At 43.0% G+C, this 20,746-nt stretch carries 17 protein-coding genes; 6 read left to right on the top strand and 11 right to left on the bottom strand.

Annotated features, from left to right (window positions below):
• Window positions 1-5 precede the first annotated feature (5 nt).
• The 4 genes from R7R24_RS06450 to topA form a co-directional block, all read right to left on the bottom strand.
• Window positions 6-809 (bottom strand): alpha/beta fold hydrolase, encoded by an 804-nt coding sequence (locus tag R7R24_RS06450; protein WP_017820032.1) that lies wholly within the window; start codon window positions 807-809, stop codon window positions 6-8.
• A gap of 109 nt (window positions 810-918) precedes the next feature.
• Complete coding sequence (glgA, locus tag R7R24_RS06445; RefSeq protein ID WP_017820031.1) at window positions 919-2,376, bottom strand: glycogen synthase GlgA; 1,458 nt, start codon at window positions 2,374-2,376, stop codon at window positions 919-921.
• Window positions 2,366-3,583 carry a glucose-1-phosphate adenylyltransferase gene (gene glgC, locus R7R24_RS06440; RefSeq protein ID WP_017634726.1) on the bottom strand — a complete coding sequence of 406 codons (1,218 nt, stop codon included), beginning with the start codon at window positions 3,581-3,583 and terminating at the stop codon, window positions 2,366-2,368. The genes glgA and glgC overlap by 11 nt, the downstream gene beginning before the upstream one ends.
• Window positions 3,584-4,191: 608 nt before the next feature.
• Window positions 4,192-6,822, bottom strand: coding sequence for a type I DNA topoisomerase (topA, locus tag R7R24_RS06435; protein WP_005378351.1), 2,631 nt, complete (start codon window positions 6,820-6,822; stop codon window positions 4,192-4,194).
• A gap of 434 nt (window positions 6,823-7,256) precedes the next feature.
• Between topA and R7R24_RS06430 the strand changes: the two genes are divergently transcribed.
• On the top strand, window positions 7,257-7,505 hold the full coding sequence (locus R7R24_RS06430) for a YciN family protein (RefSeq protein WP_005387884.1): 249 nt from the start codon (window positions 7,257-7,259) through the stop codon (window positions 7,503-7,505).
• 63 nt (window positions 7,506-7,568) lie between these two features.
• Here the strand turns inward: R7R24_RS06430 and aroA are convergent, their stop codons facing one another.
• Both aroA and R7R24_RS06420 read right to left on the bottom strand, forming a co-directional pair.
• Window positions 7,569-8,849 carry a 3-phosphoshikimate 1-carboxyvinyltransferase gene (aroA, locus tag R7R24_RS06425; protein WP_005387883.1) on the bottom strand — a complete coding sequence of 427 codons (1,281 nt, stop codon included), beginning with the start codon at window positions 8,847-8,849 and terminating at the stop codon, window positions 7,569-7,571.
• A 289-nt stretch (window positions 8,850-9,138) separates the two neighbouring features.
• Complete coding sequence (locus R7R24_RS06420; protein WP_005378348.1) at window positions 9,139-9,615, bottom strand: glycine zipper 2TM domain-containing protein; 477 nt, start codon at window positions 9,613-9,615, stop codon at window positions 9,139-9,141.
• A gap of 39 nt (window positions 9,616-9,654) precedes the next feature.
• Between R7R24_RS06420 and aat the strand changes: the two genes are divergently transcribed.
• From aat to infA, 3 genes are all read left to right on the top strand, one after another.
• Window positions 9,655-10,362: a leucyl/phenylalanyl-tRNA--protein transferase gene (gene aat, locus R7R24_RS06415; protein WP_054577975.1), complete on the top strand. Its 708-nt coding sequence runs from the start codon at window positions 9,655-9,657 to the stop codon at window positions 10,360-10,362.
• Window positions 10,359-11,060 carry an arginyltransferase gene (locus tag R7R24_RS06410; protein ID WP_054575105.1) on the top strand — a complete coding sequence of 234 codons (702 nt, stop codon included), beginning with the start codon at window positions 10,359-10,361 and terminating at the stop codon, window positions 11,058-11,060. Before aat ends, R7R24_RS06410 begins: the two co-directional genes overlap by 4 nt.
• Window positions 11,061-11,141: 81 nt before the next feature.
• Window positions 11,142-11,360, top strand: a complete 219-nt coding sequence (infA, locus tag R7R24_RS06405) for a translation initiation factor IF-1 (RefSeq protein WP_001040192.1) — start codon at window positions 11,142-11,144, stop codon at window positions 11,358-11,360.
• Window positions 11,361-11,493: 133 nt separating this feature from the next.
• Here the strand turns inward: infA and clpA are convergent, their stop codons facing one another.
• Window positions 11,494-13,761, bottom strand: coding sequence for an ATP-dependent Clp protease ATP-binding subunit ClpA (gene clpA, locus R7R24_RS06400; protein ID WP_005387879.1), 2,268 nt, complete (start codon window positions 13,759-13,761; stop codon window positions 11,494-11,496).
• Window positions 13,762-13,811: 50 nt separating this feature from the next.
• Complete coding sequence (clpS, locus tag R7R24_RS06395; RefSeq protein ID WP_005378419.1) at window positions 13,812-14,132, bottom strand: ATP-dependent Clp protease adapter ClpS; 321 nt, start codon at window positions 14,130-14,132, stop codon at window positions 13,812-13,814.
• A 704-nt stretch (window positions 14,133-14,836) separates the two neighbouring features.
• On the opposite strand from clpS, the gene cspD reads away from it, so the two are divergent.
• Entirely contained in the window at window positions 14,837-15,055 is a 219-nt protein-coding gene (gene cspD / locus R7R24_RS06390) for a cold shock domain-containing protein CspD (RefSeq protein WP_005378407.1), read from the top strand.
• A 183-nt stretch (window positions 15,056-15,238) separates the two neighbouring features.
• Here cspD and R7R24_RS06385 read toward each other — a convergent pair whose 3' ends face one another.
• Entirely contained in the window at window positions 15,239-17,464 is a 2,226-nt protein-coding gene (locus R7R24_RS06385) for an NADP-dependent isocitrate dehydrogenase (protein WP_005378404.1), read from the bottom strand.
• Between the two features lie 311 nt (window positions 17,465-17,775).
• Here R7R24_RS06385 and R7R24_RS06380 point away from each other — a divergent pair, with 311 nt between their 5' ends.
• On the top strand, window positions 17,776-18,477 hold the full coding sequence (locus R7R24_RS06380) for a pseudouridine synthase (RefSeq protein ID WP_017634731.1): 702 nt from the start codon (window positions 17,776-17,778) through the stop codon (window positions 18,475-18,477).
• Window positions 18,478-18,562: 85 nt separating this feature from the next.
• Here R7R24_RS06380 and R7R24_RS06375 read toward each other — a convergent pair whose 3' ends face one another.
• Together R7R24_RS06375 and R7R24_RS06370 are read right to left on the bottom strand one after the other, a co-directional pair.
• The gene (locus R7R24_RS06375) at window positions 18,563-19,240 is read right to left on the bottom strand and encodes a DUF2057 family protein (protein WP_017634732.1); all 678 of its coding nucleotides are present in this window, start codon (window positions 19,238-19,240) and stop codon (window positions 18,563-18,565) included.
• A gap of 76 nt (window positions 19,241-19,316) precedes the next feature.
• Window positions 19,317-20,396 (bottom strand): porin, encoded by a 1,080-nt coding sequence (locus R7R24_RS06370; RefSeq protein WP_005378424.1) that lies wholly within the window; start codon window positions 20,394-20,396, stop codon window positions 19,317-19,319.
• Window positions 20,397-20,746: the final 350 nt, after the last annotated feature.

Genomic DNA, 20,746 nt, shown 5'->3' with positions numbered 1-20,746 from the left:
CAGTTTTAAGCACATACAGCTTGCTGTTTAATAAACTCGATGGAGTGTTGATTGAAGTCTTCTGGACGCTCTACATTACATACATGACCACAATTCGGGATTTCTCGTAGAATGCTGAGCTTATGTGCTGCAACCATTTCTTTGACAGGTTTAATAAACATGTAATCCCTGTCGCCCATTAAGTAAAGAGTCGGAATGGGTAACTCTCGATCTTTAAAATATTTCATTAACGGATTTACATCAGCGGCAAGAATAAACCAACGTTTAAATTCTTTTTGGCAAAGCTTCTTGGCTTCGCGAATAAAAAGGTGGCGAGATTCTCGTTGGCTTCTTTGAGGCATAACAATATAAGCGAACAGTTTGTAGAGCCACATGTACGGTAGGATATGCTTACAAAAATTACCTAATTTCACCAATATCTGAGAACGAGTGTTAAGCCTTGTGACAGCACCGCCGAGCACCATCGAACGTACGCGCTCTGATGACAATTCAGCAAGGTTTCGAACAATAATAGTACCAAGCGACATACCGACAAAATGAGCGGATTGGATCTTTAAATGGTCCAATACTTTCAAAATATCTTGGGTAACTTCCGTAAAGGTATAACGGCTAGCAATGAGCTCTTTAAGTAACTGATTTGACTTTCCATGACCTCTTAAATCGATCAGCAATAAGTTAAAGTGTTGCTTGTAAGCTTTAATTTGCTTGAACCAGATAGAAGAGCTACCACCAGCACCGTGCACAAATACAACCCACTCATTACTAGTAGGGTGCAAATAGGTTTTATGAAAAAGTAGCGGCTGGGTCATATTGAGTATCAAAAAGATCGTGCTATTGAGTAAAAAGCCATCCTACCACACTCCCCTTACTCAAGATAATAAAGGCACCTCATTCGGTGCCTTTCGTTACAATTTTAAGTCAAACTAACGCTGAGTGGTAAAGCTGCAAATAAGATTCTGCGGCCTTTTGCCAACAAAAGTCTTGTTGCATCGCGTGCAACTGTACTTTATTCACTTCAGGCTCGTTTTGAGCGTAGAGCAACAGTGCCCTTAGCATCGTTAACAACAATGCCTGCGGTGTCGGTTCGAAAAAAACAAACCCCGTTGCTTCAGATGGGTTTACATCATAATCGCTAACGCTGTCCTTTAAGCCACCAACACCGCGTACTATCGGTAATGTCCCATAAGCCATACTATAGATTTGGTTTAAGCCACATGGTTCAAACTCAGAAGGCATCAAGAAGAAATCAGAACCAGCTTCAACGATATGCGCAAGTTCATTGTCATACGCTTCTACAAAGGCAAATTTGCTAGAAAACTGCGCGGCAACCTCTCGTAACTGAGCGGCAAGAACAGGGTCTCCGGTCCCAACGACAACTAGCTGAACATCGTGCTTCAAAAAGTCGGCCAAAGCAGGCAACAAGTAATGAACGCCTTTCTGCTGGGTCAACCGACAAACCATACCGAACATAGCTACATTTTTTTCGGGCAAATTTAGTCGTTGTTGTAATGCTTTTTTACAAGCTTTCTTCCCTTGCGACATACTTTGCTGGTCGGCGCAGTAATTAACCGGCAAGTAGGTATCAGTTTCCGGATTCCAAGCGCTGTAATCACAACCATTCAAGATGCCGACTAAGTCCTGCGCACGTTGCTGAAACTCCCAAGCCATGCCGTGACTGCCAAGCTCTGTTTTTAGTTCCTCTGCGTACGTAGGGCTAACCGCGTTTATCTTATCTGCATTCATTACACCAGCTTTAAGCATCGTAATATGCGTTGCACTCACCGCAGCATCGGGAACGTTTCTACAATGAAACTCTGGCAAACACTGCACATCTTCATAACTAAATACGCCTTTAAAGACCGCATTGTGAATTGAAATGACGCTTTTAGTATGAGCAAAAAACGGATCATTGCCATACCTGTGCTTGAGCAAAAATGGAACAAGACCTGTGTGCCAATCGTTCGCGTGTATGATATTAGGTTGAAAGGCGAGCTTGGGTAACATATCGAGACATGCTGCACTAAAAAACGCAAAGCGCTCGCCGTTATCAGTATACGCTTGGTTGTTCTCCGCATACATTGATGGTCGATTGAAATACGGCGGACAATCAATCAGGTAAACAGGATTTTGACCTAACATGAGCCGCAAAACTCGATACTCCGTATGCGGCCATGATGTTAATTCTGTTTCTAATACAACTTCTGCGTCTGCGAGTTTATCAATACTGCTGTACGCAGGGATGGTAATTCTTACGTCTTGCTGTAGGTTTTGAAGGGCTTCCGGTAGTGCCTTGGCAACATCTGCCAAGCCACCACTTTTAATGAGGCCTTCAACCTCAGAAGCTACAAACAGAATAGATAAGTTGTTAGTAGCCAACTCGAGCTCCTTTCGGAATAACAACAATGCCCTCCTCAGACACGTGGAAGTGTTTTTTATCTTCTTGAAGATTCACACCAATCTGAGTACCAGGAGCAATATCGGCATCCTTGTCGACAATCACACGACGTAAAACACATCCTTCGCCAATTTTTACGTCACCAAGAAGTATACATTCGCTGATATCGCAAGCAGAAGCAATATTACTGCGAAAACCAAGCACCGACTTTTCGATTCTTGAGCCTCTAACATAGCTGCCATTACACACTAAACTATCGATTATCTGCACACGACCATTATCAGAGTCGGTAAATGTCGCAGGTGGCAATGGTGGGTAGTAGGTATGCAATGGCCATTTACGGTTGTACAGCGAAAATGGTGCATCTTTTTCTAGCAGATCCATATGCGCTTGCCAGTACGCATCAATAGTTCCGACATCACGCCAGTACACCTCTTCTTTTTCGCCACTGATTTTGTTGGTACTGAAGTCATACACGAACACATCACCTCTAGGGAACATCTTTGGAATGATGTCCTTTCCAAAATCATGTGATGAAGCTTCATTATCCGCATCTTCGACCAACTCTGAGAACAGTACCTGAGCTTCAAAAACATAGTTACCCATTGAAACTAAAGCGTAATCAGGGTCACCAGGAATCGACTTCGGATTTGCTGGTTTTTCTTCAAAGCCAATCATACGGCCTTCGCTATCCACTTCGATAACCCCAAATTGCGACGCCTCTTTTAGTGGCATGCGCAATGCAGATACCGTCAGAGAAGCCTGCTTTTCTGAGTGGAAGTTCAGCATTTGTTTGATATCCATCTTATAGATATGGTCAGAGCCAAAAATACAAACTTGCTCTGGTTCCTCTAACTCCATAAAACGCAGGTTTTGATAGATCGCGTCCGCCGTCCCTTCGTACCAACGTTTACCAGTACGCATTTGAGCGGGAATAGGATCGATAAAGCGGTCTGTAATGCCGTTGATGTTCCACCCCTTTTTTAAGTGATGGAATAAAGATTGAGATTTAAATTGGGTTAGGACGTAAATGCGCATCAGATCCGCATTAACAAAATTGTTTAGAGCAAAATCGATCAATCGATAACTACCACCAAACGGTACCGAAGGTTTACTGCGAGATTCCGTTAAAGGTCTCAAACGAGAGCCTTCACCGCCAGCAAGAATCATTCCCAAAACACCAGCCATTTGTTGTTCTCCATATCGTTATAGCTTGGATTTGGTACTCGCTTGAATGAGTCATACTCGGGGAGTCAAGCGAATACATTTAGCAACCGTCTCTGAGTTTCTGTGAACTCTTACAACACGGATAAAAAAGCTACGGCACTTCCAGTATGCAACGTCCACTCTTTCCTTATTTTTTGACGCAAACAATGCACACAGTTGCACTAATTTTTGTAATAAATTATCTAAGCGGGTTCTAAATTACAATTTTTAATACGCCATTCTGTGTACCATACAGCTCTTGCGTACTCAAGACGATATCTAGATCACACATGGAAAAGCAAACGATTACATTGTGAAAACAATTTACGAACGGATTCACTACACCGCCGATTTTTTAGCCCAATGTATAACAAATATGTGAATGCAAAATGAAAGTTACAACGAATATTTTTTACATAAAAAATACATCAGCGACTACGAAATATTGATACTGGGATCTTCTCGCGTCAGCAAAACTCAGTCAAAGCAGCAAAGATCTATACGAACAACACAGTGGCCTTTACGCAAAAACAAAACGCAAAAAAGGCAGCGATATCGCTGCCTTTTTACATTACTTAGATCGTACGTTTTTATGCTTTCGCTTTTTTACGCTTATCAGTGACTTCCCACTTACCGTCAACAAAGAGCGCTGTCCAACCAGATGGTTTGCCATTCTCTTCCGAACGAACGTAGTTCTCTTTTGTTTTGCGACTAAAGCGTACAACTGCAGGACGACCATCAGGATCTTCTTGCGGTGCGGTCGCTAGGTATTTGAACTTCTCAGGTAAACGCTCTTCAAAACGTGCCAGTTCAGCAACCAAAGGAGCACGTGTCTCGCGCGATTTCGGGAAGTTGCTTGCCGCCATAAATAGACCTGAAGCACCATCACGAAGTACGAAATACGCATCTGAGTTTTCACATGGCAACTCGGGGAAATGAACAGGATCTTCTTTCGGGGGCGCGACTTCGCCATTCTTCAAGATCTTACGAGTGTTCTTGCACGTTTCGCTCGTACAATCCATGTATTTACCAAAGCGACCGTTCTTAAGCACCATATCAGAGCCACATTTGTCACATTCAACAACTGGACCATCGTAGCCTTTTACTTTGAACTCGCCGTATTCAACAAGGTAGCCTTCACAGTTCGGGTTATTACCACAAACATGCATCTTACGCTTGTCATCAATCAGGTATGCGTCCATCGCTGTTTCACAGATCGGACAACGCTTTTTAGCACGAAGAGCTGCGGTTTCAACGTCTTCTTCTAGAACGTTAATAATACCTTCTTCGTCACCCAAGTTGATGGTTGTCTTACAACGCTCTTTTGGTGGTAACGCGTAACCTGAACAGCCTAAGAACACACCTGTCGAAGCAGTACGGATGCCCATTGGACGGCTACACGTCGGACACTCGATATCCGTCATGACGATGTGGTTTAACTTCATACCGCCTTCTGACTCATCCAGCTCCGCTTTTTCAAGATCGCCAGTAAAATCAGCAAAGAAGTTGTCTAACACAGCTTTCCAGTTCACTTCACCTTCAGCGATTTGGTCCAATTTCTGTTCCATACGCGCAGTAAAGTCGTAGTTCATCAAATCGTTAAAGCTGTCATCAAGGCGGTCAGTAACAATTTCACCCATTTTTTCAGCGTAGAAACGGCGCTGATCAACTTTCACGTAGCCACGATCTTGAATCGTAGAAATGATCGATGCGTAAGTCGACGGACGACCAATACCTCGTTTCTCTAGCTCTTTAACCAGTGCTGCTTCAGTGTAGCGCGCAGGTGGCTTTGTAAAGTGCTGTTTAGGGTCAAGTGACTCTAAGCTTAGCTTATCGCCAAGTTGTACCGCAGGAAGGATTGTATCCTCGTTTTTGCCCATTGGACGCTGTACACGAGTCCAGCCGTCAAATTTAAGGATACGGCCTTTCGCTTTAAGCGTGTATTCTGCCGCTTTTACACTGATGGTTGTTGAATCGTATTCTGCTGGCGTCATTTGACACGCTACAAACTGATTCCAAATCAAAGCGTAAAGTTTGTGCGCATCAGCATCGACACCTTGCAGGTCTTCCGCCTTAACACCCACATTTGAAGGACGGATCGCTTCGTGCGCTTCCTGTGCCCCTTCTTTGCTACCGTACGTCAATGGTTTCGCTGGCAGGTACTTATCACCAAACTCAGAACCAATAAAGTCACGTACAGCGTCCACAGCCTCGGCACTTAGGTTAGTCGAGTCCGTACGCATATAAGTGATGTAACCGGCCTCATAGAGGCGCTGAGCTAGCATCATGGTCTTTTTCACGCCGTAGCCCAGACGTGTACTTGCTGCCTGTTGAAGCGTAGAGGTGATGTAAGGTGCTGAAGGCTTGCTCTTTGTAGGGCGGTCTTCACGCTTACATACTTCGTAACTTGCGTTCTCAAGTACAGACATCGCTGCTTTGGTTTCTGCCTCATTAACTGGCTTAAACGCAGAACCGTCTTTCTGAGCAACAAGCAGTTTAAAGTCCGCTTTGTCTTTCGTTTTCGTATTCGCATGAATGTCCCAGAATTCTTCTGGTACAAACGCGTTAATCTCACGCTCACGCTCAACTAACAATTTCACCGCAACAGACTGCACTCGACCAGCAGATAAGCCACGAGCCACTTTTTTCCAAAGTAGAGGTGAAACCATAAAACCAACGACACGGTCCATGAAGCGACGTGCTTGTTGGGCATTTACACCATCCATGTTCAGCTCGCCAGGTGTCTGGAAAGCTTGTTGGATCGCGTTTTTCGTAATTTCGTTAAAAACTACACGTTTGTATCGCTCTTCATCGCCACCGATGATCTCACGAAGGTGCCATGCGATTGCTTCCCCTTCGCGGTCCAAATCGGTTGCGAGATATACGCAATCTGCGTCTTTGGCGAGTTTTTGTAGTTCGTTGACAACTTTTTCTTTGCCTGGAAGGATTTGGTAATTCGCTTCCCAGTCATGATATGGGTTAATCCCCATCTTTTTGATCAACGCTTTGCGGTCTTTCTCTTTTTTAACGCGCGCTTTCTCTTCCGGACTCATCCCTTTAGTTGAGATGGCTGCGGCTTTTTTCTCACCAGTGCTTTGACCGGCCGTAGGCAGATCACGCACATGACCAACACTAGACTTAACAATAAAGTCTTTACCAAGGTACTTATTTATCGTCTTTGCCTTGGCTGGTGACTCCACTATAACGAGTGATTTACCCATAACTGACTCTAACGTCCTTCATAATAATGCGGGTAGAAACCTTGTTTAAAGGCCACCCGCATAATGTTCTATTTCATTGCTTCTTTTTTTACTATTGTGCGAGATGAAAAGAAGATCAACTGCTTTTTTGAAATTCAGATCCGATTGGTTGACAATTCATCGTCTTTATACTTCAAAGAGACAGGGTTCTGAAAGGTATTGAGCGGCATATCTAAACAGGCAAACTTAGCATCCGCTAATCCAATGCAATAAATTTTGTTACCCATCACAAAATAGTTTGGTTCAATGCTCTGCCATCTTCCTCCGCATCATGCTTATACTCTAAAAATTGATCTGTTTAGTCTTACTGAACGATTGACTGAATTAATCATGCAAACCCATTTTAGTTGTAGGTATACTCAGCGTTCTTAACTGAATAGGATGGTAGAAAGAATATGTCTGATAGAACGTTTATCGAAGAGTTCGACCTTCTTTTGATCGCTAACCAAATCATCCAAGAGCACGATGATTACATCGAGGGAATGCGAGCCACAAGTGTAGAAGAAAAAGAAGGTGTTTTAGTTTTTAAAGGTGAATACTTCCTTGATGACAAAGGTTTACCAACTTCAAATACGACTGCAGTATTCAATATGTTCAAATACTTAGCGCATCACCTTTCTAAGGAATTTACGCTGGTTAAATAGTATTGGGAAACAAAAAAGCCAGAGTGTTATTCACTCTGGCTTTCCTGTTTTAGGTCAGAATATTTAGCAGCTTAAAGCCTTAAGTTTGTCGAAGTAGTCAGGGAACGTTTTCGACGTACACTTTGGATCGTTAATCGTCACAGGCGTATCACTAAGTGCCACCAGCGAAAAACACATCGCCATTCGATGATCATCGTAAGTATCAATCGCAGCATGCTTTAACTGAGACACAGGTTTGACGATGATGTAGTCTTCCCCTTCTTCCACTTCCGCACCAACTTTACGTAACTCAGTCGCCATAGCTGACAAACGGTCTGTTTCTTTTACACGCCAGTTATAAACGTTACGAATAGCGGTAGTGCCTTCGGCAAATAACGCTGTTGTCGCGATGGTCATTGCAGCATCAGGGATATGGTTGTAATCCATATCAATGCCTTTTAATTGACCAACACGTGAAATTACGTAGTCATCACCCCATTCAATTTCTGCACCCATTTTTTCAAGCGCATCAGCAAATTGAATATCACCTTGAATGCTGTTTTTACCGATACCCGTGACTTTAACTTCTCCGCCTTTGATGGCTGCCGCCGCCAAGAAGTAAGAAGCAGAAGACGCGTCACCTTCAACCAAGAAATCACCTGGAGCGATGTATTGCTGACCGGCTGGGATCACAAACTCTTGATAGTCATTGTTGATCACATCGACTCCAAACTGCTTCATGATATGCAGGGTGATATCGATATAAGGCTTAGAAACCAAATCGCCTTCGATGTTGATGCGAATTTCACCTTCAGCCAATGGCGCAGACATTAAGAAAGCGGTCAAGAACTGACTTGAAATGGACCCATCGATAGAAACTGTACCTGCTTTTAGGCCAGTACCAATTATTTTGAGAGGCGGAAAGTTCTCGTTTTCCATGTACTCAACGTTCGCACCAGCATCTTTCAGTGCCGTGACAAGGTGACCAATTGGACGCTCTTTCATACGAGGTTCGCCCGTCAGTACATACTCCCCTTCTCCAAGACAAAGAGCCGCAGCTAATGGTCGCATCGCAGTGCCAGCATTGCCGAGAAATAACTCTACCGGCTCTGAGACAGAAAACGGACGCCCAAGGCCTTCAACGAGACATTCTGTTTTATCTTCGGAAAGTTGGTATTGAACGCCTAGTTTAGTCAGCGCATTCAGCATATGACGAATATCATCACTGTCGAGGAGATTAGTAAGGCGAGTTCTGCCTTTAGCAAGAGCAGCAAGTAAAAGAGCTCGATTAGAAACGCTTTTAGAGCCAGGGAGGTTCACTTCCCCTTGAATTTTATTGATAGGTTGTAACGTTAGGCTTTCCATTAAAAGTTGATAATCCTTTGTGCCCTCAACATACGATTTTTATGAGGGCTAAACAATTCTTCGTGAATTCAGACTACCCAAAAAAACACGACAAAACCAGAGTAAATCGGCGCTAATTTATGAATATCCTCAAGCAGCCTAAAGATACAGAATTAAAGGCATTGCCAGCGATGTAAATCAGAGCGAAAGAAGCACGGCGAAACAGCAAACTATTTCGACTTGATTTGACGATAAGCCAGCCCGACTGTACATGCCTGATTAGGCTTCGTTAGACTAAAACAACCTAGGGTTAATAAGTGATATCAACCCTGACTCCATCATCAAAATATAAAATACGAACTTCATCCCCTCGACTAAATAACATATTTTTATCAACATCTTGGATGACATTAATTAGCTTATCACCCTTCACTTTGATGAGTAGCTCAACTAACTTATATTCAACCGTGTATTGGTAATTACTTTGGTTTTGAGCAACTGCGGCACCTGCAAGCGCACCCACTGCCGTCGCGACTTCTCTTCCCGTACCGCCACCAAATTGATTACCGACTAAACCACCGATAGTGGCACCAAGTAGTGTCTTCCAACCGTTACTTTTCGATTGAACAACCTCTTGTTGAGTAATATAACGGACAGAGTCAATCTTCCCGTAAACTACTTCATTAACTGGCTTGGCAACATTTCTTTCATAGGCTGCGTTGGCGACAAGTGGTAAAAACAGTATGATCCCAAGCCATACTTTTACGATATTTCTTAACCAGGTCATCATAAACTCCTCTGACTCCAATGTTGGTAACGACTTCTTATGGCTATTTATTTAACTGAACTCGATGCAACGTTCAACTTTCCCTCACCCTATAAAGCACTCAGCGACCCCAATGGTTTGCTGGCTTTTGGTGGTGACTTAAACCCCATGAGAATCCTCAATGGTTACTATCAAGGCATTTTCCCTTGGTATGGTCCTGGTGAACCTATTTTATGGTGGAGCCCTTCTCCGCGCGCTGTGTTTGACCCATTGCAGTTTAAGCCATCTAAAAGTCTCAAAAAATTTCAGCGTAAACATAACTATAAAGTAACACTCAATTTCGCGACAGAAGAAGTGATTAGACTATGTTCTTCAACACGCCCTGCAGAGGAAACATGGCTCAACGAGGAAATGCAAGCTTCCTACATTGAGTTAGCCAAACTTGGTCACTGTCACTCTGTAGAAGTATGGCATGACAACAACCTGATTGGCGGACTATATGGCATCTGCGTGGGCCAACTTTTTTGCGGGGAGTCGATGTTTAGCCTAAAAGATAACGCATCCAAAATTGCATTGTGGTACTTATGCAACCATTTGGCGTCAAAGCAAGGTCAATTAATCGATTGCCAAGTTATGAATTCTCACTTGGCATCACTTGGCGCATTTGAACTTGAGCGTGACGAATTTATGCAAAAACTACTATCTTTAAGAGAAAAGCAAACACTATTTGATGCCTATCAGCCCCAAGTTTTGCAGGATTCAGTATGAGTACGGATATACAACATATTCGAATAGGGTTGACGAATAATCACCCTTGTAGTTATTTGCCTGAACGGCAAGAGCGGGTTGCGGTGGCGCTTGATGAAAGGCTGCATACTGAAGAAAATTACCAGTTGCTCATGGCTAACGGTTTTCGTCGTAGCGGAGATACCATATATAAACCGCATTGCGAGCATTGCACCGCTTGCCAGCCAATTCGAGTCTCGATTCCAGACGTTAGATTATCAAAAAGTCAGAAGAGGCTGCTTAATAAAGCACAGTCTTTACGCTGGGAAATGAAACCTGAAATGGATGAGGAATGGTTTGAGCTTTACAGTAGGTACATCTGCAAACGGCATAGAAACGGCACTATGTACCCACCAAAGCGTGATGAGTTTGCTCGATTTGCTCAAACCAGCTGGCTGACAACGTCGTTTTTACACATTTACGATGAATCAGATCAATTGCTCGCCATTGCGGTGACAGATTTGATGCCACAATGCTCGAGTGCTTTTTATACTTTCTTTGACCCTGACTACGAGTTATCTCTTGGCACGTTAGCAGTGTTTTATCAAATTAAATACTGCCAAGAAAACAAACAACAGTGGCTATATTTGGGATATCAGATTGATGAGTGCCCAGCAATGAGCTACAAAACACGCTTTCAACGCCACCAAAGGCTAGTAAATCAGCGTTGGCGAGGGTAGAATACGCCTCAACTTTACATAATTACTATTTAGCGGCAGAATATAGCCCGCTAATATTGCCTAATTTCTAAAGAGGATTAAATGGCTAAAGAAGACGTAATCGAGATGCAAGGCACAGTCCTTGACACTCTACCAAACACTATGTTCCGTGTTGAACTTGAAAACGGTCACGTTGTGACTGCTCACATCTCTGGCAAGATGCGTAAGAACTACATCCGTATCCTAACGGGTGACAAAGTAACTGTAGAGATGACTCCATACGACCTGTCAAAAGGCCGCATCGTCTTCCGCGCTCGTTAATCTCTGATTTTCGGATGCAATAAAAAACGGAGCAAGCTGCTCCGTTTTTTATTGCACAATTTTTTCCGATTTAGTTCAGATAAAAAAGCGCACGATCTTCTCGTGCGCTTTTGCGTTTGTTACCGACTAACGATTAATGCATCGCTGTCTCTTTCTCACTTAAGTATTCAAACTCAAGCGTATCGTTGACCAGCGTTACTTTCACTGTACCGCCGTCAACTAAAGATCCAAACAACAGTTCGTTAGCCAAAGGCTTCTTAAGCTGTTCTTGGATAACACGCCCCATTGGGCGAGCCCCCATAGCTTTGTCATAACCTTTATGTGCTAACCAATGGCGAGCGTCTTGCGATACTTCCATTGAAACGCCTCTCGCATCAAGTTGCACTTGCAGTTCAACAATGAACTTATCAACCACTTGATGGATAACGCTTTCATCAAGGCTGTTAAACCAGATGATGTTATCAAGACGGTTACGGAACTCAGGAGTAAACACCTTCTTAATTTCCGCCATTGCATCATGACTGTTGTCTTGTTGAATCAAACCAATTGATTTCTTCTCGGTTTCCGCCACTCCTGCGTTAGTTGTCATAACAAGAATGACATTACGGAAGTCTGCTTTGCGACCATTGTTGTCCGTTAGCGTACCGTTATCCATGACTTGCAACAGCAGGTTAAAGATATCAGGGTGCGCTTTTTCAATCTCATCAAGTAATACGACTGAATGTGGGTGCTTAATAACAGCATCAGTTAGCAAACCACCTTGGTCATAACCGACATAACCAGGAGGCGCACCAATTAAGCGACTTACGGAGTGACGCTCACCATACTCAGACATATCAAAACGAAGTAGCTCGATACCTAGAAGCTTAGATAACTGCACCGTCACCTCTGTTTTACCAACCCCTGTTGGGCCTGCAAACAAAAATGAACCAACAGGTTTGTTGTCTACACCTAAACCTGCACGTGTCAGCTTGATCGCCTCGGATAATGCATCAATCGCATTATCTTGACCAAATACCAACATCTTCATTTTGCTATCTAAGTTTTTCAAAATGTCTTTATCTGAAGAAGAAACCGACTTCTCTGGAATTCGCGCCATTTTGGCAACCATTGATTCGATATCAGCCACTCCGACCGTTTTTTTACGACGGCTTGCAGGAGCAAGACGACTACGAGCACCAGCTTCATCAATGACATCAATGGCCTTATCTGGTAGATGGCGTTCATTAATGTATTTAGCCGACAGTTCTACCGCGGCACGCAGTGCTTTATTGGTATAACGTACTTCATGGTGAGCTTCGTACTTCGGCTTCAAGCCCATCAAGATTTTAGTTGTGTCATCTAATGAAGGTTCTACAACGTCTATCTTTTGGAAACGGCGAGACAACGCACGCTCTTTCTCGAAAATGTTGCTGTATTCTTGGTATGTCGTCGAACCAATACAACGCAACTTACCACTACTTAAAAGAGGCTTAATAAGATTTGCTGCATCGACTTGACCACCAGATGCCGCGCCTGCACCGATGATGGTATGTATTTCATCGATGAACAAAATGGCATCTTCTTCTTTTTCAAGTTGTTTCAAAATCGCCTTGAAGCGCTTTTCAAAATCACCGCGATATTTGGTACCAGCGAGCAAAGAGCCAATATCTAGTGAATAAATCACGCTGTTTTGAATAACCTCAGGGACCTGCCCTTCGACAATTCGCCATGCAAGACCTTCCGCAATGGCTGTTTTACCAACCCCTGCCTCACCCACTAGTAGTGGATTATTCTTGCGGCGTCGACAAAGTACCTGAATAGTGCGCTCTAACTCTTTATCACGTCCAATGAGTGGGTCGATGTTTCCATCTTTAGCGACTTGATTAAGATTCGTCGCAAAGCTTTCTAGGCGTTCTTCAGAATTAGGCTCTTCAACACTTTCTGAGCTAAACGAGTCTGATGATGAATCCTCACCTGCACCTGATGCTTTAGTAATACCGTGGGAGATGAAGTTAACAATATCTAATCGGGAGATGTCATTTTTCTTCAGAAGGTAAGCGGCATGCGACTCTTGCTCACTGAAGATAGCAACAAGCACGTTGGCGCCTGTTACTTCATTACGACCAGACGACTGTACATGAAAGACGGCGCGTTGTAGTACACGTTGAAAACTCAAAGTCGGCTGCGTTTCACGCGTCTCATCACTATCTGGGATAAGAGGCGTAGTTTGATCGATGAAAATATCGAGTTCGTTACGTAAAGCGTCAAGATCCGCCTTACAAGCTAGAAGGGCTTCCTTAGCTGCATCATTTTCCAACAATGCAAGTAGGAGGTGTTCGACAGTCATAAACTCGTGGCGTTTATCTCGCGCCCGAGCAAATGCACCGTTAAGGCTTGACTCTAGTTCTTTATTTAGCATAAGTACCTCCCGAAAAAACAACTGGGGTTGTTCGAGCAAGTCTTCTTTGTTTACGCTTGCTCCATAGTGCAAAGTAGCGGATGTTCATTTTCCCTTGCGTACATCGTAACTTGCGCTACTTTTGTTTCGGCAATTTCTGCGCTGTATGTGCCGCAAATTGCCTTTCCTTCATAGTGGACCTGAAGCATGATTTGAGTTGCTTTATCAATATCATGTGAGAAAAATCGCTCAAGCACCTCTATGACGAAATCCATAGGTGTATAGTCATCATTATTGAGTACGACATTGTACAGCTTAGGTGGCTGGACTTTCGTACTTTCTCGCTCCAGAAGATCAGAGTCCGGAGTGACCCATTCAAAATTTTTACTCATGGCAATCTAAAGATATCGTATCAAAGGGTTGATGTTTTCGACCTATAAAAACAATCTACCACAAGCACGCAGCGCGGTGTAGTGAGTTATGGCACCGAATTCGATCTTTGATCGATAAAAGTTGCTACCTAATATAGAGACTAATGCACGTCTTGATACGGCGCAAATAAAAGATGCTTGTCGATAAGTTACACATTTTTTCTTATAAAAGAACTTTCTATTTATTGCTTTCGGACTATTGCAAACCACCCCATCATCTTCTATCTGGATCACACTTCCTCATTGAGAATACGGTAATTATCACGAAAACTTCATTTTTTATTCAGTCAGAGGATTCTTCTCCCATAAGCAACACGGACAGTATGGCTTTTTCAGTATGAGCCACTTCATAGGCAAATTGACTAAACTTCTGCGTATATACGAAAAACTGTTTGCAAATTTGTTAATCTCAAAAGTGATTTGTTTTCAATTATGTTTCTGTTTGTTGCTCACTGCTATTGACTGTCGAAATTCATTGACTACAGTGGAAAGTGTCGATGCATAAATCATCATTTTGAAACCTCTCTTCTTTAAGTGGTTTGATGAATGTGACTTATCATTGATTTGACGTTTGTTGGCATTCGCTGACAATGGTAGTACCAAGTTAAAGGTATAACTTGGTTGCAGTAACAACATCAGTAAAAAATGCATGAGGGATGTAAAGCATGGCTACAGGTACAGTAAAGTGGTTTAACAATGCCAAAGGATTTGGGTTTATTTGTTCAGATGAAGAAGAGGGAGATATCTTTGCCCACTACTCAACTATCCAGATGGACGGTTATCGTACACTGAAAGCAGGCCAACAAGTCTCTTACGAGATTGAAAAAGGTCCCAAAGGCTGTCACGCGAGTAGCGTCGTGCCTCTTGAAGGCCAAGCCAAATAATTAGAGCGCTGTCGAAATATAAAAATATTGCTCTCGAAACGCCACGTTGATGTTTTGAAGAGAAAAATAAACCCGCCAAGATAGCGGGTTTCTTACTATTTAGAGCACGTGTTACAAAAGGAACACTTACAACTCACTTACAGGATAGGAAACACGCCGAAAACGACGTGTTTTTACACTAACTTACTTGTTAATGATTGCGTTAAAGGTTTCGCTTGGACGCATCAATTTAGAAACCAATGCATCGTCTAGTAAGTAGTAACCTCCTAGCTCACCTTTCACGCCTTGCGCATTATTTAGCTCAGCAACGATCGTTTCTTCCTGCTCTGACAGCGCTTTTGCAATTGGTGCAAATTCAGCAGCAAGATCCGCATCATCCGTTTGCTCTGAAAGCGCTTTCGCCCAGTAAAGTGCAAGATAGAAGTGGCTTCCACGGTTATCTAGCTCACCCACTTTGCGTGACGGAGATTTGTTGGTGTCTAAAAACTCACCGGTCGCTTTATCTAGTGTATCTGCGAGAACCTGAGCCTTAGGATTGTTTGTCGCTACACTTAAATGCTCTAACGAAGCTGCAAGCGCTAGGAACTCGCCCAAAGAATCCCAACGAAGGTGATTCTCTTTTTCTACTTGTTGAACGTGCTTAGGAGCAGAACCACCAGCGCCTGTTTCAAATAGACCACCACCATTCATCAATGGAACAATAGATAGCATCTTAGCAGACGTACCTAACTCTAGAATTGGGAACAAGTCTGTTAGGTAGTCACGAAGAACATTACCTGTAACAGAGATAGTATCTAGGCCCGCTTTCATACGCTCTAGTGAGTACTTACAAGCTTCAACAGGAGATAGGATCTTAATCTCTAGACCGTCAGTATCGTGATCTGGTAGGTAGGCGTTTACTTTCTTGATGAGCTCAGCATCGTGCGCGCGGTTTTCATCTAGCCAGAATACAGCTGGAACACCTGTTGCACGTGCGCGAGTCACTGCTAGTTTAACCCAATCTTGGATTGGTGCGTCTTTAACCTGACACATACGGAAGATATCACCTTCTTCAACCGCTTGCTCTAACAGTACGTTACCTGAAGCATCAACAACGCGAACAGTACCCGCAGCGTCTAGAATGAATGTCTTGTCGTGAGAACCATACTCTTCAGCTTTCTGAGCCATTAGACCAACGTTAGGTACGCTACCCATAGTGGTTGGATCAAATGCGCCGTGCTCTTTACAGAAATCAATAACCGCTTGGTAAATACCTGCGTAGCTACGATCTGGAATCATCGCTTTGGTGTCTTTTTGTTTACCATCTGGTCCCCACATTTGACCCGAAGAGCGAAGCATTGCTGGCATAGAAGCATCTACAATAATGTCACTTGGTACATGTAAGTTTGTGATACCACGATCAGAGTCAACCATCGCAAGTTCTGGTTGAGTTTGGTAAACCGCTTGAATGGCCGCTTCAATTTCTGCTTTTTGCGCTTCAGGTAGAGACTCAATTTTTGAGTAAACATCACCGATGCCATTGTTTACATCAACGCCTAGCTCTTCAAACAGCTTACCGTACTTATCGAAAACGTCTTTGTAGTAAACTTTTACGGCATGGCCGAAAATGACAGGGTCAGAAACTTTCATCATCGTCGCTTTCATATGAAGAGACAGCAGCACGTCTTGTGCTTTCGCTTCAGCAATCTCTTTCTCGAAAAATTCAACCAACGCCTTCTTCTTCATTACTGAAGTATCAATGACTTCTTTATCTAGTAATGGGAACGCAGACTTAAGCTCTTTAACTGTACCATCATTACCGACAAACTCGATTTTGACCTCTGTTGCACCAGAGATAGTTGTAGACTTTTCGCTACCAAAGAAGTCATTGTCTGACATGCTCGCAACATGAGACTTAGATTCTGCTGACCATGCACCCATTGAGTGTGGGTTTTTCTTCGCGTAGTTCTTAACCGAAGTCGGAGCACGACGGTCTGAGTTACCTTCACGAAGTACTGGGTTAACCGCACTACCTTTGATTTTGTCGTAAGCCGCTTTAATCGCTTTCTCTTCGTACGTGCTCGGCTCTTCTGGGTAGTTTGGTAAATCGTAACCTTTCGCCTGAAGCTCTTTAATCGCCGCTTTAAGCTGAGGAACTGAAGCTGAAATGTTAGGTAGCTTGATGATATTTGCTTCTGGAGTTTGAGCTAGTTCACCAAGCTCAGTCAACGCATCGCCAATGCGCTGTTCTTCTTTTAGATGCTCTGGGAAGTTAGCGATAATTCGACCTGCTAGTGAAATATCACGAGTATCTACATTGATGCCAGACGATGCTGTGAATGATTGAATGATTGGTAGTAATGAATAAGTTGCTAGCGCCGGCGCTTCATCAGTGATGGTGTAGATAATTGTAGGTTTTTCTGTAGGCATGAAATTTCCCTATTTTTTAATCAACTTGTTGGCTGATCAACTCAGCGTCTGAGTTGGTTTAATTGACGCATTGCTGCGCGTTAGCAGTACATGTCTCCTCACTAACGCCACATGCGGTTCGCACTCTTTGTTGTAGTTTGAAGCTCTAAGCTCTGAATCCATGAGTGCACTGATATAATTAAACAAATAACACGAATTAGTCTATCATTCTGTGCGCGTTTGTTAGTTTTAGGCGCGCAAATCATATCCGATCATGAGAAAACTTAAAACTTTCAAACACAGTTCATTTACATTTTTGCAGGGTAGTTAACATGTCATCTCGTACAGGTCAGGAAAAAGGTCGCAGTCGTAACCAGTCTAAAACGGGCCATTTTAAACACTCAGGAGCTCGCAATGGCTCGAAGACTCGTACTCAGCAAGACCGCCGCCCTAATCGCCCAACAAAAAGCCAAAAGCCAAAAGTGGCCCCTAAAGATCGTAAAGTCATTATTTTCAATAAGCCTTACGATACGCTCAGTCAATTTACCGATGGCGATGGTCGCAAAACGTTAGCGGACTATATCCCAATCAAAAATGTCTATGCGGCTGGCCGATTGGACCGAGACAGCGAAGGTTTGATGGTACTCACTAACGATGGCATCTTGCAGGCGAAGCTAACGCAGCCAAAGTCAAAATCGCCGAAGACTTATTGGGTTCAAGTTGATGGCGCTCCTCAGGAGCAAGATCTTGAAAAATTGAGAAAGGGAGTAGAGCTAAAAGATGGTATGACTCTACCAGCCGAAGTTGAAGTTATTCCAAAACCACAAGTCTGGGACAGAACGCCTCCGGTTCGTTTTCGCGCAAATATCCCTACCACTTGGTTAGCCATTACCATTATTGAAGGAAGAAATCGTCAGGTGCGTCGCATGACTGCGCACATTGGCTTCCCTACTTTGCGCCTCATTCGTCATTCGATGGGTGATATCGTCCTTAACGACCTAATGCCTGGTGAATGGAGAGAAATCTCTCTCTAATAAGCAGAAAAGATAAAAGCAGGCTTAAAGCCTGCTTTTTAGATTCGTACTTTTTCAGTTAAGCCCTATCTAATGAACTAAGGGATTACTGCTCAGCAAGCCAGTTTTTAAAGGCCTCTTTTTCCGCCGGAGACGCTTTCTGGTACATCGTCTTTAATACATCAACCATTGGGCTGTCGTTCGATGCGGCTGTTGAACGGGTATCACTAGTCTCAACTCGAGGCTCGATATCACTTACTGATTGTTGATGCTGATTCACAGTTACATAACTAACGGCAACACTCGCGATACCGCCAGCAATATTGTAGTTGCGAGATTCTTGAGGGTAATTACGACCAATTTGAACACCATCTGACTCTAATACATCTTCGACCAAAGCAATAGGTTGGCCTTTGGTATCCAGTAATTGCCAATCTAGAGGCGAGATGTTGTTTTGCGCTTGGCGAAGAGTTTTAAACTCTGGCAGTTCAAACGTTAGCTTTTCGTTTTCAGCATCAAATTTAGCAACGATTACATCACTGTAAACCGTCTTAAGGTTTTCGTTAATTTCGAATGTAGGTTGATATTTGAAGACAATTTGATTCGTTCCGTCAGGTAGTTCGATTGTCTTCTCACTAGAAAAAAGACCACCTTCTAGATCTGGCTTCTCCATGTTGACGGCCAATAACTTCACGTCTTCTGGAACCACTAAAGTCGTTGCAGCGTAGAGGTTTGTACTGGCAAAAATAGACAGTGCCATTGCCACTTTTAATGATAACTGCATAGAATTTTTCATCCTTATCTTCATAGTAAAAGACCCAGCATATAGCTGGGTCTTACAATATCAAACTGGGTATTGATTACCAGTAGAAACGAGCACCAACACCGAAGTTAGTTGCGTCGTCTGTGTCTTTGTTGTCGAAGTCAGTACCTTCGAAAGTGTAACCCGCTTCTGCGAATACACGTGCCCATTTAGAGAACTTGTATTCAACACCAGCGTAGAACCAAGAAGAGTCTGCGTCTACTTTACCTGCTTCGTCAGTAGACTGAGCTAGGTACTCGTAACCAGAGTATAGAGTTGTTTTAGGAGCAACAGCGAACATACCAGCTACAACGATGTAGTGTGAATCAACTGTTGATTTACCTAGCTTATCTTCGTTTTCGTTGTAGTAGTACGTAGCACCTAGAGTGTGCTCGTTTAGTGCGTACTCAGCAGTTACTTCAAAAGATAGGTTTTCGTTATCAGTACGCTCTGTGTGAGAAACTGTTTGCTCTACACCATTAAGAACTAGTTTTTTCTCTTTAGTTACGTTGATGTCGTTGTTCGCAGTAAGTACACCAGCGTGTAGAGATAGGTCGTTGAAAGATTTACCAACGAATACTTCTAGTACTTCTTCGTTAGAATCTTTTTCGCCTAGCGCGTAACCAGCTTTTAGCCAGAACGCGTCATTTTCGTAAGCGTATTTGATTTGAGAATCGTTGTTCCAAGCGTGACCGTATGCAGTTTCCGCTGCGTTACCACCGAAGAAGTAAGAGTAATCTGCGAAGTATACGTCATCAGCCCAAGTACCTTCTTTACCGAAGCGAAGAGTACCCATATCACCCATATCAAAACCGATGATGTGGCGACGTACGTATACAGAGTCATCTGTACGCTCGCTTGAATCAGCACCTGCGTCGTAGTTGTCACCTAGAGCAACACCGATTTCAACTTCACCCAGAACTTTTAGGCTTTCGTCAACAACGTAAACCGCGTTCACACCAGTACGAGAAGAGCTAGTGTTTAGCTCTGCTGTGTGATCAGTTTTTTCTGTGAATAGAAGAGTTGGACGTAGCTGACCGTAGAAATCTACAGAACCTTCTTCAGATTTGAATACTTCAGCTGCGTTCACTGAAGTTGCAGACGCAACTACAGCTAGTGCTAATAGAGTTTTTTTCATAATTAATCCACTGCCTTTTCTTAGTTCGGGATATCCTTGTCCGGTTCCCTTTTTTTATATGTTTGAGGTAGAGCGTTAACAAAACGTTATACAGCACCTCCTCAAAATCTGGAGCTAAGAGTGCAAAAGATTATTCTGGCTGTCAAATTTTCTAAATACCAATGTAAAAAAAACAAAATACCATTATAAAACAATAACTTGATAAGTTTACCTTTATTTATTCGACGAACATCTAACCAATCTCCATTATTATTTGTAATTTACAAAATTATTAACAAATGGTTTTTTAATCCAATAAGTAAATTTAAAAAAACAAAAAAAAGAATAAAAACCCACAAATCAGACCAAGT

It is taken from the genome of Vibrio sp. 704 (genome assembly GCF_033339295.1).
The sequence above is the reverse complement of the archived record's forward strand: the minus strand, read 5'-3'. Positions and strand labels throughout refer to the sequence as shown.

Bases quoted from the DNA above. Each gene is read 5' to 3' on its own strand.
- R7R24_RS06375 (WP_017634732.1), bottom strand. From the start codon at position 19,240: ATGCAGTTATCATTAAAAGTGGCAATGGCACTGTCTATTTTTGCCAGT.
- topA (WP_005378351.1), bottom strand. From the start codon at position 6,822: ATGGGTAAATCACTCGTTATAGTGGAGTCACCAGCCAAGGCAAAGACG.
- glgC (WP_017634726.1), bottom strand. From the start codon at position 3,583: ATGGCTGGTGTTTTGGGAATGATTCTTGCTGGCGGTGAAGGCTCTCGT.
- R7R24_RS06450 (WP_017820032.1), bottom strand. From the start codon at position 809: ATGACCCAGCCGCTACTTTTTCATAAAACCTATTTGCACCCTACTAGT.
- aroA (WP_005387883.1), bottom strand. From the start codon at position 8,849: ATGGAAAGCCTAACGTTACAACCTATCAATAAAATTCAAGGGGAAGTG.
- R7R24_RS06430 (WP_005387884.1), top strand. From the start codon at position 7,257: ATGTCTGATAGAACGTTTATCGAAGAGTTCGACCTTCTTTTGATCGCT.
- R7R24_RS06385 (WP_005378404.1), bottom strand. From the start codon at position 17,464: ATGCCTACAGAAAAACCTACAATTATCTACACCATCACTGATGAAGCG.
- R7R24_RS06370 (WP_005378424.1), bottom strand. From the start codon at position 20,396: ATGAAAAAAACTCTATTAGCACTAGCTGTAGTTGCGTCTGCAACTTCA.
- aat (WP_054577975.1), top strand. From the start codon at position 9,655: ATGGCTATTTATTTAACTGAACTCGATGCAACGTTCAACTTTCCCTCA.
- R7R24_RS06410 (WP_054575105.1), top strand. From the start codon at position 10,359: ATGAGTACGGATATACAACATATTCGAATAGGGTTGACGAATAATCAC.
- R7R24_RS06380 (WP_017634731.1), top strand. From the start codon at position 17,776: ATGTCATCTCGTACAGGTCAGGAAAAAGGTCGCAGTCGTAACCAGTCT.
- clpS (WP_005378419.1), bottom strand. From the start codon at position 14,132: ATGAGTAAAAATTTTGAATGGGTCACTCCGGACTCTGATCTTCTGGAG.
- clpA (WP_005387879.1), bottom strand. From the start codon at position 13,761: ATGCTAAATAAAGAACTAGAGTCAAGCCTTAACGGTGCATTTGCTCGG.
- R7R24_RS06420 (WP_005378348.1), bottom strand. From the start codon at position 9,615: ATGACCTGGTTAAGAAATATCGTAAAAGTATGGCTTGGGATCATACTG.
- infA (WP_001040192.1), top strand. From the start codon at position 11,142: ATGGCTAAAGAAGACGTAATCGAGATGCAAGGCACAGTCCTTGACACT.
- cspD (WP_005378407.1), top strand. From the start codon at position 14,837: ATGGCTACAGGTACAGTAAAGTGGTTTAACAATGCCAAAGGATTTGGG.